Origin of the sequence: Neobacillus sp. (assembly GCF_031988165.1) — a bacterium.
GTDB lineage: Bacteria > Bacillota > Bacilli > Bacillales > Cytobacillaceae > Neobacillus > Neobacillus rhizosphaerae.
In genome coordinates this window covers 100,699-114,525 of sequence record NZ_DALZYO010000006.1, presented here as the reverse complement: position 1 = coordinate 114,525, position 13,827 = coordinate 100,699, and the positions used below count along the sequence as shown (strand labels likewise).

General features: G+C 38.2%; 20 protein-coding genes. 19 read left to right on the top strand and 1 reads right to left on the bottom strand.

Annotated elements, in window-relative coordinates; genetic code table 11:
• Window positions 1-28 precede the first annotated feature (28 nt).
• From RTR43_RS05270 to RTR43_RS05210, 13 genes are all read left to right on the top strand, one after another.
• Complete coding sequence (locus RTR43_RS05270) at window positions 29-382, top strand: BMC domain-containing protein (RefSeq protein WP_312470197.1); 354 nt, start codon at window positions 29-31, stop codon at window positions 380-382.
• Between the two features lie 14 nt (window positions 383-396).
• Window positions 397-813, top strand: coding sequence for a EutP/PduV family microcompartment system protein (locus tag RTR43_RS05265; protein WP_312470196.1), 417 nt, complete (start codon window positions 397-399; stop codon window positions 811-813).
• 16 nt (window positions 814-829) lie between these two features.
• Window positions 830-1,504: a cobalamin adenosyltransferase gene (locus RTR43_RS05260; protein WP_312470194.1), complete on the top strand. Its 675-nt coding sequence runs from the start codon at window positions 830-832 to the stop codon at window positions 1,502-1,504.
• Window positions 1,486-2,331: an ethanolamine utilization protein EutJ gene (eutJ, locus tag RTR43_RS05255; protein ID WP_312470192.1), complete on the top strand. Its 846-nt coding sequence runs from the start codon at window positions 1,486-1,488 to the stop codon at window positions 2,329-2,331. Before RTR43_RS05260 ends, eutJ begins: the two co-directional genes overlap by 19 nt.
• A 13-nt stretch (window positions 2,332-2,344) precedes the next feature.
• Window positions 2,345-2,647 (top strand): BMC domain-containing protein, encoded by a 303-nt coding sequence (locus tag RTR43_RS05250; RefSeq protein ID WP_312470190.1) that lies wholly within the window; start codon window positions 2,345-2,347, stop codon window positions 2,645-2,647.
• A complete protein-coding gene (locus tag RTR43_RS05245) occupies window positions 2,644-2,907 on the top strand; it encodes a EutN/CcmL family microcompartment protein (RefSeq protein WP_312470188.1) in 264 nt (87 codons plus the stop codon). Before RTR43_RS05250 ends, RTR43_RS05245 begins: the two co-directional genes overlap by 4 nt.
• A 128-nt stretch (window positions 2,908-3,035) precedes the next feature.
• Window positions 3,036-3,695: a cupin domain-containing protein gene (locus RTR43_RS05240; protein WP_312470186.1), complete on the top strand. Its 660-nt coding sequence runs from the start codon at window positions 3,036-3,038 to the stop codon at window positions 3,693-3,695.
• An 11-nt stretch (window positions 3,696-3,706) separates the two neighbouring features.
• Entirely contained in the window at window positions 3,707-4,327 is a 621-nt protein-coding gene (locus tag RTR43_RS05235) for a BMC domain-containing protein (RefSeq protein WP_312470184.1), read from the top strand.
• Between the two features lie 31 nt (window positions 4,328-4,358).
• Window positions 4,359-5,891, top strand: a complete 1,533-nt coding sequence (locus tag RTR43_RS05230) for an acetaldehyde dehydrogenase (acetylating) (protein WP_312470183.1) — start codon at window positions 4,359-4,361, stop codon at window positions 5,889-5,891.
• A 39-nt stretch (window positions 5,892-5,930) separates the two neighbouring features.
• Window positions 5,931-6,548: a phosphate propanoyltransferase gene (locus RTR43_RS05225; RefSeq protein WP_312470263.1), complete on the top strand. Its 618-nt coding sequence runs from the start codon at window positions 5,931-5,933 to the stop codon at window positions 6,546-6,548.
• 20 nt (window positions 6,549-6,568) lie between these two features.
• Window positions 6,569-6,871, top strand: coding sequence for an ethanolamine utilization microcompartment protein EutM (eutM, locus tag RTR43_RS05220; RefSeq protein WP_312470182.1), 303 nt, complete (start codon window positions 6,569-6,571; stop codon window positions 6,869-6,871).
• Window positions 6,872-6,977: 106 nt separating this feature from the next.
• A complete protein-coding gene (gene eutM / locus RTR43_RS05215; RefSeq protein ID WP_312470181.1) occupies window positions 6,978-7,271 on the top strand; it encodes an ethanolamine utilization microcompartment protein EutM in 294 nt (97 codons plus the stop codon).
• A gap of 366 nt (window positions 7,272-7,637) precedes the next feature.
• Window positions 7,638-7,751, top strand: a complete 114-nt coding sequence (locus RTR43_RS05210) for a YjcZ family sporulation protein (RefSeq protein ID WP_312470180.1) — start codon at window positions 7,638-7,640, stop codon at window positions 7,749-7,751.
• Window positions 7,752-7,841: 90 nt separating this feature from the next.
• Here the strand turns inward: RTR43_RS05210 and RTR43_RS05205 are convergent, their stop codons facing one another.
• On the bottom strand, window positions 7,842-9,167 hold the full coding sequence (locus RTR43_RS05205) for a cation:proton antiporter (protein ID WP_312470179.1): 1,326 nt from the start codon (window positions 9,165-9,167) through the stop codon (window positions 7,842-7,844).
• Between the two features lie 734 nt (window positions 9,168-9,901).
• On the opposite strand from RTR43_RS05205, the gene RTR43_RS05200 reads away from it, so the two are divergent.
• From RTR43_RS05200 to RTR43_RS05175, 6 genes are all read left to right on the top strand, one after another.
• A complete protein-coding gene (locus RTR43_RS05200; protein WP_312470177.1) occupies window positions 9,902-10,267 on the top strand; it encodes a PepSY domain-containing protein in 366 nt (121 codons plus the stop codon).
• A gap of 249 nt (window positions 10,268-10,516) precedes the next feature.
• A complete protein-coding gene (locus RTR43_RS05195) occupies window positions 10,517-11,026 on the top strand; it encodes a DUF2680 domain-containing protein (protein ID WP_312470176.1) in 510 nt (169 codons plus the stop codon).
• A gap of 79 nt (window positions 11,027-11,105) precedes the next feature.
• A complete protein-coding gene (locus tag RTR43_RS25610) occupies window positions 11,106-11,489 on the top strand; it encodes a fluoride efflux transporter FluC (RefSeq protein ID WP_396954535.1) in 384 nt (127 codons plus the stop codon).
• Between the two features lies 1 nt (window position 11,490).
• Complete coding sequence (crcB, locus tag RTR43_RS05185; protein ID WP_312470174.1) at window positions 11,491-11,853, top strand: fluoride efflux transporter CrcB; 363 nt, start codon at window positions 11,491-11,493, stop codon at window positions 11,851-11,853.
• Between the two features lie 260 nt (window positions 11,854-12,113).
• A complete protein-coding gene (locus RTR43_RS05180) occupies window positions 12,114-12,680 on the top strand; it encodes a hypothetical protein (protein ID WP_312470173.1) in 567 nt (188 codons plus the stop codon).
• A 249-nt stretch (window positions 12,681-12,929) separates the two neighbouring features.
• The gene (locus tag RTR43_RS05175) at window positions 12,930-13,814 is read left to right on the top strand and encodes a YitT family protein (RefSeq protein ID WP_248733451.1); all 885 of its coding nucleotides are present in this window, start codon (window positions 12,930-12,932) and stop codon (window positions 13,812-13,814) included.
• The last annotated feature ends 13 nt before the right edge of the window (window positions 13,815-13,827 follow it).

The window sequence follows — 13,827 nt, the reverse complement described above, 5'->3', positions numbered from 1 at the left end:
AAAGAAAATAGATTGAAAGGTAATTATTATGGGAGCATTTAATGAAAAAGCGATAGAGCGTATCATACAAGAATCGGTACCGGGAAAACAAGTTACGATTGCACATGTGATTGCTTCACCAATGCCAGATATCTATGAACGGTTAGGAATAGACGAAAAAGGAGCAATTGGTATTCTAACCATAACACCATACGAAACCTCCATTATTGCTGCTGATATTGCGACCAAGACGGCTGATGTAGAAATTGGATTCCTTGATCGCTTTACAGGATCGGTAGTGATTAGCGGTGATGTCCAAAGTGTCGTAACAGCACTGGAAGCAGTAAATGAAACATTAAATAAAATGCTGGGTTTTGTGACAACCCCAATTACACGAACATGAGAAAGAAACGAATTATGGTGATTGGACCTACAAGTTGTGGAAAGACCACTTTGGTCAATGCATTAAATGATGATGACAGACCAATAAGAAAAACACAAAACATTATTTACGGAAAAAACACCATCGATGTTCCCGGTTCTTATATAGAAAATGCTTGGATGTACAAATATTTAATTTCAGCCGTACAGGATGCATCACATGTATTGATTTTAGTGGATCAATCCAACTGCAAGGATGTGTATTCACCTGGTTTTGCCAAGGTTTTTAGATGTCCTGTAATTGGAGTCATTACAAAAAGTGATGTAATGCCAGAAAATGAGGACCTATGTATCCGACAACTGAGGCTGATTGGAGTGGAAGATCCTTACTATAAAGTAAGTGTTCCGAGTGGTAAAGGCATAGATGCTTTAAAAGAGATTTTATTCGTATAGATAATGAGGGAGGAAAATGAAGTTTATTACCGAGGGTGATTTGCGGGATTTATATAAAAAAGAACCTTTTACTGCTTATGATTTGGAATCAGATGCAAGACTCACACCTGGAGCACGCCAGTTTCTCACCGATCGCGGGATAAACATGCTAAATGATGCTTCCGGTACAAGGACCGTGAAAGCAAAGAAATCGGCTGAATTACTTGAGAGTAAGAATAACTGGAAAAAGTTGAGGCTTTACAGCTTGTTGAAATCCATAGATGCTTTGTTTCTCCTAACTGTTGAAGAACTGTTGAGCAGAGATGTCTGTTTGGCACAAAGTACGCTTAAACTAAATAGACATTTTTCTTGTATAAAAAATACAGTGAAGATCAAAGGTACTGTTGAAAATTTATCTTGCAGTGAATGTACAGGGATAAATGAGAATAATTTTTCTGCTACTCTAGATGATTGTTTTGAAATTACAGATTTTCACATGCAGCTTGAAAAGGGTAGAGAAATACTCATTTTACATAGGCTTCGTTGCGCACTGCAGGAAATTGAGCCGGTTACACAAGAACTCAGTTGCAGCAGTGAAGAAGAGAAAAAGCTGTTCGAAGAAATTGTTTGCAAGGTTAATCAGATTATTAATAGCCTTTCTCAATTAATTTGTTCAGCGGTTGGAGGGGAAAAATGTCAAAGGAAAAGTTAACTTTTCAATACTGTGATCAACTTGTAAGGGATTTTGAAAAGGCAATTGAACATCCTTTAGTGAGTAAATCTTCTATTTACTACACAGGAGTTGATTTAGGTACGGCATGTGTCGTTCTAGCCGTTTTGGATGAAAATTTGCAACCTGTGTCGGGTGCTTATCGTTATGCTGATGTCGTTCGTGATGGTATGGTAGTCGATTATATTGGTGCGGTTAATATTGTTAGAGATTTAAAGAAAGAGCTTGAGCAGAAATTGGGAGCTGAATTAATCTATGCAGCGGCTGCAATTCCTCCTGGAACAGATGCCTTGGATTCAGGTGCCGTAAAAAATGTTGTCCAGGCTGCCGGATTTGAACTGACCTACTTACTTGATGAGCCCACAGCGGCAAATGAAGTTCTCAAAATAGAGAACGGAGCAGTTGTAGATATAGGTGGAGGTACGACAGGTATTTCTATTCTGAAGGATGGAAAAGTTGTTTATGTTGTAGATGAGCCTACAGGTGGTACTCACTTTTCATTGGTGATTTCCGGTGCTTACAAAATACCTTTTGCAGAAGCAGAAAAATATAAGCGTGATGCCAGGAACCATAAAGAATTGCTGCCTGTATTAAAACCCGTGGTAGAAAAGATTTCTTCTATTATTATCCAACATATTAAGGGGTTTGACATAAAAGAAATATCTTTGGTCGGTGGAACCTGCTGCTTAGACGGTATCGAAGAGATAATCGAAAAGAAGACAGGTATATACACTCATAAGCCGAAAAATCCAATGTTTGTCACCCCTCTAGGAATAGCACTTAGCTGCAGGTATCAAGGCAAAGAATAGGCGGGGAGTAGATATGGAGTTTCGAATAATTAAATCCCCTTCAGAGGGTACGATCGATATTTTAATGCGGCGAATTGGAACGGGTATTACTAAAAAAATGGATTGTATTGATGCTGTTGGTCTGGTGCAGGGCAGAATGATTGAAATGATTTTTGCAGCAGATATTGCTGAAAAGGCAGTGGGTGTCACGGTAGCGGATGTTAGAGGCAGTTGTCCTCAAAATATGATTTTAATTGCCATCTTTGGGGATACCTCCTCTGTTGAAGCAGCAATGCAAGAGATTAAACGCAAGTCGGAGGAAGGTATATTTAAATGATAACCGCAAAACTGATTGATACAGTATGGGCAACAAGAAAAGCAGACTCACTTAACGGATTAAAGTTTATGCTGGCAGAAGTGATCGGGGGCACCAATGAGGGTCAGCGCCTGGTTGTTGTAGATATTATCAGTGCTGGTATTGGGGACAGGGTAATTGTCACCACTGGCTCATCGGCTCGCAAAATGCTAGGCGATGATGCTATTCCGGTTGACGCAGTTGTTGTCGGTATCATTGATGCAGATTGTAAGTTTAATTGATGTTTGTGATGGAAATGGTGTCCTCTAGATTTGGTAAAAGAAGGCGGCATAGTCGGAGCAAGAGGGGCTGGATTCCTACCAGTCTATTTTAAAAATCTATTAACCATTACCTGAAAGGAGGTGAGGATATGAAGAATTTGATTTGCGTGAAAGATGTTGAGGATATGGATAAGCAAGGGAAGAAAGTATTTTATATTGATAGAAATACAATTATTACCCCAGCAGCTAAGGATGCGGCTAAAGTTTGTGGCATGGAGTTTTCGTTAGAGGAGCAGATATCTGAAATTAAATCCCCTGAATCGGTAAAAAGCTGCGGTGGTGAGATCGACAGTAATATGATCTATGCGGTGCTTAAGGCGATGATGGATAAAGGACTTTTAAAAGGAATGTTTGATAACGTTCATGTGCCTCCATATCTTGATGAACGCGATAGTGGGGGATTAAAGCTAGTTCGCGGAAATTCAGTTAGGTTTGATGTGTTTGATACAGGTAATCCGAATAATAAAGTGTTCTATCAAGAATTGATTAGCAAAGATGATGCCTCGATGAGCGCTGGATTTTTAACAATAGAAAAATCTAGTTTTGAATGGGAATTGTGTTATGAGGAAATTGATTATGTAATAGAAGGTACTTTGACAATAACCATTAATGGAAAAACCTATACTGCATATCCTGGAGATGTTCTCTATGTTCCGTCAGGCTCTAAGGTAGTTTGGGGTTCTCCTGACAAGGCGAAAGTATTTTATACTACATATCCAGCCAACTGGTCTGACATGATGCCTAGTTAAGGAGTGGTGAAATGCAAGCATTAGGGTTAATCGAAACAAGAGGACTTACTGTAGCGATTGAAAGTGCAGATGCCATGCTAAAGGCGGCAGAGGTTACCCTTATCGAAAAGACTTACGTAGGGGGAGGTCTTGTTTCAATCGCTGTTACCGGTGAGGTATCTGCTGTCACTTCAGCTGTAGAAGCTGGTGCAGGAGCAGTGAGGCAAATAAATAGCACATTGCTGATTTCACAACATGTAATTCCCCGCCCTGATAAGGAGCTTGAAGGGTTGTTCGTATCAGTGAACCAGCTTGAAAATTCGGATTTCCCAACATCTGATTCGATTAAAGTTGAACCTGAAGAGGAAGCTGTAGTTGGGGATAAAATTGTTAAAGAAATAAGCACAATCTCATTGGATATGAGTGTAGAAGAAATAGAAAAAAAGACGATCGATAATATTATACTTGGATATGGTTTACCAGAAGCCCTAGAGTTTCTCGGCGGCCTTAAAGTAACGAAGCTTCGAAATTTGGCGCGTGAATATAAGGAGATAGGAATATCAGGAAGAGTGATTTCGAAGGCAGATAAGAAAACGTTGATTGCTGAGTTAACTAAATACTATAACCATTTTAAAAATAAATTACTAGATTAATAGAATAGGAAAAGGAAGGGGGAATCAGCTAATGGAAAATTTTGATTATGACTTAAGGTCTATACAAGCAGTAAGGGATCTTGCCAATTTAGGGAAAAGTGCGGCTGATCAAATTGCTGAATATACGGAAGAGCAAATTGATAGGATTTTACGCAATATGGTAAAAATCGCTAGAGAAAATGCAGTCCTTCTTGCCAAAATGGCAGTCGAAGAAACTGGTTTTGGAAAAGTGGAAGACAAGACATATAAAAATCATTTATCTTCGACTATTTTGTATGAATCTATTAAGGATATCAAGACTATTGGTGTGATTCAAGAAAATGAAGCAGAGAAAGTAATGGATATTGCGGAACCGGTTGGTTTGATTATGGGGATTATCCCTTCAACCAATCCAACCTCAACCGCTATTTATAAATCAATGATTGCCATTAAGTCACGGAATGCGATTGTATTCTCTCCGCATCCATCTGCAGCCAAATGTACATTGAAGGCAGCTGAACTAATGAATAAAGCTGCCGAAGAAGCCGGTGCTCCTGCAAACATTATCGGATGCATTTCATTGCCTACCATGGATGCAACCAATGAGTTGATGAAAAACAAAGATATCAAAATGATCATTGCAACTGGCGGACCTGGTCTGGTTAAGGCCTCCTATAGTGCAGGTAAGCCTGCTTTGGGTGTCGGTGCAGGTAACTGTCCGTCCTATATTGAGAAAACAGCCAATGTTAAGCAAGCTGTTACTAATATTTTAGCCAGTAAGACCTTTGATTATGGAACCATTTGTGCTTCGGAGCAATCTATCATTGTAGAAGAAAGTAATCGAGATGAGGTAGTGGCTGAGCTCAAAAGGCAGGGCGGCTACTTTATGAGTCCGGAAGAAACGACAAAGGTCTGTAGATTATTGTTTAAGAATGGTCATGCCATGAATGCTAAGTTCGTTGGAAGATCACCACAGGTAATCGCAGCTGCTGCAGGATTTTCGATTCCGGATGAAATCAAGGTTTTAATAGGTGAACAGCAGGGCGTAGGACCTGATTATCCGCTATCATATGAAAAGCTGACAACCGTACTTGCTTTTTATAAAGTAAAGGATTGGCAAGAAGCATGTGAACTTTGTATTAAGTTATTACAAAACGGCATTGGCCACAGCATGAGCATTCATACGGAGGATAGAGATATCGTACTGAAGTTTGCCAAGAAGCCAGCAGCACGGATATTAGTTAATACTGGGAGCACACAAGGAGGTACCGGAGCAAGTACTGGACTGATGCCTGCCTTTACACTGGGATGCGGAACATGGGGTGGAAGCTCTGTTTCTGAAAATGTCAGCCCGATACACTTGATAAATATTAAGAGAGTTGCTTACGGATTGAAGGATTGCAGCACATTAGCTTCTGCTGACCCAACATTCAACTATCCTGAACTTTCAGTTAACCACTGTGTAGATCAAATTTGTACTAGTGGAAATACTTCTTCTTCAAATACTCCAAAGTTCAACGACTCTGATAATGAGCAGCTTTTAAGGCTGATCAATGAGTTAGTGTGTGCAATGAAGAGGGGGTAGTTCTAATTGGACAAGCATGAAGAGGTGCTGAAACTTTTGATGGAGGCTTTGCAGGCAAATCTCACTCCAACAGAAGCGCAAAAGGATACATATGAAATACCTGTCGGAGTTTCTAATCGGCATATTCATTTATCCAAAGAAGATTTAAATAGCCTGTTTGGAGATGGCTATCAAATGGTCAAGTTAAAAGACTTGTTGCAGCCTGGGCAGTATGCATGTAAGGAAACGGTAACGATTTGTGGTCCTAAAGGTGCGATTGAAAAGGTTAGAATCCTTGGCCCGGTACGCAGTAAAACACAGGTGGAAATTCTTGAAGGGGATTGCTATAAGCTTGGTGTGGTAACAGAGCCAAGACTTTCAGGCGATTTACAGGGAACACCCGGAATTACCATAATTGGTCCTAAAGGTTCTGTTCAAACAAAGGAAGGTCTGATTGTTGCACAAAGGCATATACACATGACACCTGAAGATGCCAAGCATCTAGGTGTTCATGATGGACAGGTCGTGTCTATAGAAATTAACGGACCCCGCGGCGGCATATTCAATAATGTGGCTGTAAGGGCAAATGACGCATCCGCACTTGAGTGCCATATCGATATAGATGAATCAAACGCAATGAATGTCAATTCATTAACAAAAATTAGATTAATAAAATAAAACCTTTGGAGGTATGAAAAATGAAATACGATGCATTAGGAATGATCGAAACTAAAGGTCTAGTAGGAGCAGTTGAAGCTGCCGATGCAATGGTGAAAGCAGCAAATGTTAACTTGGTCGGTAAAGAACATGTTGGCGGTGGATTGGTAACTGTAATGGTAAGAGGTGACGTAGGTGCAGTAAAAGCAGCCACTGATGCTGGAGCTGCTGCAGCACAACGGGTTGGAGAACTAATCTCTGTTCATGTTATCCCTCGTCCACACGCTGAAGTTGAAATTATTCTTCCACAAACAAGGGTAGTAAAAGAACCTGAAACGGTGTGATTTTCACTAAACGTTCATGGATAAACTGTTGCTGTTTAGTAATTGGTAAAAAGTAAAACCTAGTTGTAAGGTAAATTCACAAATAAAAATTTTAGAGGTGTGAAAAATGAAATACGATGCATTAGGAATGATTGAGACAAAAGGTTTAGTAGGCTCTATTGAGGCAGCCGATGCAATGCTGAAAGCAGCAAATGTCTACATGGTTGGTAAAGAACTTGTTGGTGGGGGCCTGGTAACCGTGATGGTAAGAGGTGACGTAGGTGCTGTAAAGGCAGCAACTGACGCTGGAGCAGCTGCAGCTCAGCGTGTCGGGGAACTGATTTCAGTTCATGTCATCCCACGTCCACATGCTGAAGTTGAAGGAGTTCTTCCAACATCTGGGTTAGCAAAGAATCTATAAATTAAAGAGCTTCGAAATAACTTTCAGAGAACGGTAGAGGAGAAACCTCTGCCGTTCTTTCATTAATGTCATAAATCCGATTTTTTCGAATTTGTTGATAGTCTCCAACCACACATTGATTTTTTCACTAGTGTGGTTTTTCTTGAACGACTATTTACCTTTTGATGAGTAGTGAAAAATACAAAATTTAATAGTTTTTAAATCTTTACCGGTAATGAAAAATATTAATAATTTGAATGCTGCCCATGGGAATTTTTTATGTGCAGCCTTTTTCGTATTTTTTCAAATCCAAAAATCTAACGAGTGACCCACACCAAGATGATTCTTTTACATAAGATATTCAGAAACAACTAGGAGGTGGATTAAATGGATGGTGCAGCAGGCTACGGTGGCGGCGGCGGCTTTGCCTTAGTTGTAGTTTTATTCATCCTGCTTATAATCATCGGTGCAAGTTTTATCGGTGGTGGCGGTTTTTACTAAGATGTAAATAATCAACCGAATGGGGATTGCATAAAGCAATCCTTATTTATTTTTTCATTAAAAGAAAAAGAAGCCGTGGTTACACCAGCTTCATCTATGATGATTGATTGATTTGATTTTGTCGTCATTTCTCTGTTGTGGAACCAAATTCTCATCCCCAGGCATTAGCCGCCATCCTTTGCTTACAACAATCCGGAGCCAGGTTCCAGGAATCCAAGAGGTAACAAGTGCCAGCATAACAAGGATAGCGAATAACTCTTGGTTAATTATCCCCGTGGAATAGGCTACTGAAGAAAGCACAATACCGGGACCTCCACGGTCATTTATGGCTACCCCTAAGTTAAAGCTTGTAAATGGGTCTTGCTTGATGAAACGAGAAGTGATATAAACGGCTATGGTCTGAGTTAGTGTGGCAAATAAGAAATAAGAAAGGAAGAAAAGGGGGTTAAAGTGTTTTACGAGGTCTAATTGTAAGCCCACAGTTGCAAAATAGATTGGGATAAACCAGGAAAAGGAAATATTCGAAACATTTTGCTCTAGTCGTTCAGAAACCATTTTAGGTAAGGCCATTTTTGCGACAATCCCCGCAAGCAATGCACCAAATATCGCTTCCACGTGAAGGTTGCCTGCAAGTGAGGCAAGCATGAACATGATAAATAAAAAGTATCCTAGGTTGGACGACCTAAACAATAGGTTCTGTTTAATAATTGTCAAGCGTTTGAAGAGAAGGTAGCCCAACGTAAAAGTACCAATAATAAAAGCAAAGGATATACCTACACTCTTTACTGCGGTACCAGCAGTAAAGACAGCTCCCTGGCTGGCAATGGCCGTAGCAAATCCTAAAGCTACCCAAAGGAGGATATCATGGATTCCAGCACAGGCAATAACAATTTTCGAAAAGCGAGTATGCATAATTCCCAGGTCATTGAAAATTTTGGATATGACAGGTATGGAGGTAATGGCAATTGATATCGCAATAACAATTTTGATGGCCAATGGATTGTTAGCTGTTCCTAGATATGGTGTGATGTTGAAAATATCTGCGGCAAACCAGCCAACAATAAAAGCAGGTATGGTTGAACCAATTACTAAAGCGGTGGTGATTTTGGCATCCTCTTTATTAAACCGTGTCTGGAATTTTAGTCCTGAACAAAACATCAGCAATAGTAAACCTAATTGGTAAAGGAGCCCAAATAACTTCCCTTCATAAGGAAACCCCAAAAACATCCACCTAAATGCATCTGGGAAAAAATGTCCCAATATTGTTGGACCGAGCACTAAGCCTGCCGCAACTTCCCCTATTACGCGTGGAATGAATATACGCTCCGCAAGGAACCCTAATAAATGGGCCATTGCTAATAAACATCCCATAGCTAACAGAAAATGGCTAATTTCATCACCTGTTAAACTAAACATTGCGATAATTCCTCCTTTAATTGTGATTCTCTTTTTAAGGTATGCGGAAGTTGTCCTACAGACATGGGCAATTTAATTATTATCGTTAAATAGGGCAATTTATGATTCATGACTAGGAAGGAGATTGATTCCTATCTTGAGTAATCTGAATCTTCCCAGTTGAATGATACTTGAAATGATTAAAAACCTCTAACTGATAATCTGTACCGCTGGGGATATTAAAAGTGTGAATGAATTCTCCCTTTGAATAATTTCCATAAAAAATAACGCTATCACAGTATTTAATAGAAGTACCAAGTTTGCTCTTTTTAACGATTGAATACTTAATTGGCCATGAATGATCGTGCGTGATTTGTGATCCAGTTATAGTAATTGATTTATTTTTGATTGCAAATTTTGAACTAAAAAAAAATGGCCTATCAATCCCAAGTCCCCAACTAATATATACATTTTCCTTTGAATGGGACTTTTTAAATCTCCAAGGCTGGCCATTTTTAAAAATCTTTTGGAAATATTGTATCATAAAACCGAACAATCCTTTTATCCCAAGGCACTCTCTCCCTTACTAATCATTAAGTTACTGTATTATTTGCTAAGTACTAAAAAATGGGAACGGCATTATCCCAGTTTGTCAGCTTTTTTTGGACAAATTGTCTTTCCCTATAAAAAATAATTGAAATGAATAAGTTTTTATCTCCAGCGCAAGATAATAAAAAATGAAGGAGTGTGAGAGATTGAAAAAGATAATTTTGTTATTTGCCTTTTTAATACCTATCAGCTATGGTGCTAATTATCAGGTAGGTCATGCAAACGCTGTTCAGTTATTAGAAGCAGCAAAAAATCGCATCTCAGAAAAAGATGCAGAAGTAATTGCATTGAAAAAGGTCAAAGGTAAAGTCTTGGGTATCAAATTAGAAATGGACGATGGTAGAGAACACTATGAAGTGAAAATAAAAAGCTCTGGGACCATTTACGAAGTAGAAATTGATGCAAAGTCTGGCCAAGTTTTAGAAGTCGAAAAAGAAGGTTCTCACCATGGTGGGGACGACGATGACCATGACGATGACCATGATGGGGACGATGACCACTTAGACGATTAAGGAATTACATTAAAGTTGCATGTCGTTGTTGATATGCAACTTTACCTATATGGAATAGGGGCGGAGCTCTGCAAAAACGGATTAGGATATCCAACCTAAGCGTAAAATATACATTTTTTACTTTGAATGGTTAATGCGTGCTTTGCTCACACCACCTTTTTTAAGTTGCTGGGTCTTTAAAAGAATTGTAGTTCCATAAATAGATGGTGGCGTGGAACGCCATTAACGATTATAGGAAGGAGAAATTAGATGGTAAAAAAATATGTGCTAATCCTATTTTTTTTAATCAGCTATTTGACAATGGAATTACCTTCTTTTGCAGAAACTCATTATATAGAAAAGAATAATGAAGAGGAAAGTATAGATGAAAATAAAAAATCCAATCCATTCAATAATCCTGATAAAAAATCCAATCCTCGAGAAAAACAGATGGAAAAAAATGATATAGATGAGGAATCTGATCCTTTAAAAATGCATAAGGGAAACATTGATTCGGATTTAACTTGCACAAAGGATATTCCATTTACTGTAGCGCAAAAAAAACGGCTAGATCAAATTTATCATCGTATTTACATGGATTATATTGACTTGATAGAAACGTACGCCTGGTCCGGGGCATTAACTCAAGATCAAAAACTAATTCGCTACAAAATGTTGAAAAATTATGTGCTTACTTTTCAGAAAAGAAATTATAAATGGTGCAGCGAATTTGAAGAGGATGAATGGGAAGAAGAGTGGTTTAATAGCGACAATGATTAACCTATGATTCGAAAACATTTTTTTACTACCATTAAGCATTTCTTTGAATGACGAGAATATATTAGTTTAAAAAGAAGTGATGAAAATGGTATATTTCGCAGTTGGATGTGGGGGAGTGCTTGGTTCGATTCTGCGTTTTCTTTTTGATCAATTGTTTTCTCGAACCTTTCTTCCTCTTTCCTCAGGGATATTAATAGTTAATCTACTGGGGTGTTTTACCATTGGATTATTTTTATCCTTAAATTCGAAACGATTCTCCTCATTATTTAAGATTGCATTTTCTACAGGATTCTTAGGTTCATTCACTACTTTTTCCTCATTCAGTATGAAGGCGCTAGATCTTTTTATGGAATGGGGCCTTAGAACAAGTGCTATATATGTCTCAATTACGATAATAGGTGGTTTTTGTTCTGTCCAATTAGGACAATCCATTGCCATGAAAATAGAGAAGAGTAGTCTCTAATATGGTTAAAGAACTTCTGATAATCGGAGCAGGAGGGTTTATTGGTGCCATTTTTCGATATTTTCTTAGTACTTTATTCTCCAAATGGACGATCTTGTCCATTCCAACTGGCACATATATCATAAATGTGTTGGGTTCTTTTGCCATAGGATTCATTTATGGGGCAAACTATTTTTCAGAGAATCAAATGATTTTCATATCCATTGGTTTCCTCGGAGCCTTTACCACTTTTTCAACATTTAATTATGAATTACTTCAGCTAAAGGATGAAAACAAAGCCATTCAGTTTTGGGCTTATGGGGCATCCATGTATGCATCAAATATAATGGTTTGTTTTTGGGGTTATTGGTGGGGAAATAACTAGTTGAAAAAATGCATAGCAAGAATGGAAGGGTTCCTTGAGAATATAGGAATCCTTTTCTGTGGAAAAGGGGCGGAGCGCCGCAAAAATGAATCACTTTAACCAGTTTAAGTTGAGGCTCATGATAGTTTTTTATGAATAAATAATCAACTCTATCAGAAAAACTATCCATGAACAACTATTCAAAAATCCCTTGTTTTAATAAAAAAATATCTGCATATTTTATTTTTCATGAGCATTACCTTAAACAGGGGGTGTTTATCTTGAAAGGGCGTGGAGATAATAGTCATTACTACCTAAAAATCCAATCGATGACCAAAAAATATTCAAATACAACTAAATTAGTGCGGGGTTCCATTTTTGCCGCGATTGCAGCCATTCTGCAGTCGGCAGGAGTTTTAGTCGGTTTTGGTTATGCTCTTAGCATCTTTGCTACATTACCGATTCTTCTTTCAACTAGGATGTCGCTTAGAATTGGGGTAATGTCCTATTTCTTAACCATTTTGCTTTTATCCTTTTTGCAACCTAGTGAGCTGCTGATATTTCCTTTTACAACCGGATTATTAGGCGTAAGCTTAGGGACTGCTTTTCAATGGTGGAGAAATTGGATGTTAATCACCTTATTTGGTGGCCTTGCCTTAACGATGGGTATTCTATTCTTATTATATGTCCTTCAATTTCCTATTTTGGGTCCCACCGTTCCACCTACATTTAATATCTGGACAGCTTTTATCATTTTGATATTCTCTTTACTTTATAGTTGGATATGGATAGGTTTGAGTCAAAAGGTGTCACGTCTTTTATATTGGTCCCGCTACAAAAAAGACTAATAGGGACTGCTTGCTGCTAAAAATAAATGACCATAAAATAGTTCAAAATTTTACTAGTTAGGAGGAATAAAAATAGTTTTGAAGCGAACAGTAAGAAGAACAGTTCGTTCGGAGCATAAAAGTGAACATGAACTCTGGTTCAAATAATAAAATTATGATATAATTAGTTAAAAGAAAATCTTGTATATCTTCCATAAAAGAAGAAAACTTAGAAATAATAAATACAATCTTATATAAAGGCGTGATTATTTGACTGAACTCAAGAAAGAAAGAACCCAACATAGAAAACTCCCCCTTGGAAAGGTTATTATTCGAGCAATCGCCATAACCATTGGTGCAATTCTAATGGCCACTGGGCTAGAAATATTTTTAGTTCCAAACCATGTAATTGATGGTGGAATAACAGGAATATCCATTATGCTCTCCCATTTAACTGGACTGAAGCTGGGGATTTTCCTATTTATATTAAATTTACCATTTGTCTATTTGGGTTTTAAACAGTTGGGAAAAACGTTTGCTATATCGACTGTTTATGGAATCATTGTCTTATCTGTTTTCACCTCATTTTTTCATCCCATTCCTCCCTTTACAGATGATATTCTTCTTGCCACCTTATTTGGAGGTATGATTCTCGGAATAGGTGTAGGGATCGTTATTCGCAATGGTGGAGCTTTAGATGGGACAGAAATACTTGCTTTAGTAATAAATAAAAAAGTTCCTTTTTCTGTTGGCCAAATCATTATGTTTATGAACATTTTTATATTAGGTGCGGCCGGATTTGTTTTTAGCTGGGACAGGGCTATGTATTCATTATTGGCCTATGTGATTGCAGCTAAAGCGATTGATGTGGTAGTCGCAGGATTAGAAGATTCAAAATCTGTTTGGATTATCAGTGACGAGGCAGAGGAAATTGGAGACGCTGTAAACGCCAGGTTAGGAAGAGGTGTTACCTATCTTCAAGGTGAAGGTGCCTATACCGGAGACAATAAAAAGGTGATATTCAGTATTATTACAAGACTTGAAGAATCGAAATTGACAACCATCGTCGAGGAAATCGATCCATCCGCATTTTTAGCTATTGCCGATATTACTGAAGTCCGGGGTGGCCGTTTTAAGAAAAGAGATATTCATTGAGCATTCGCATCGA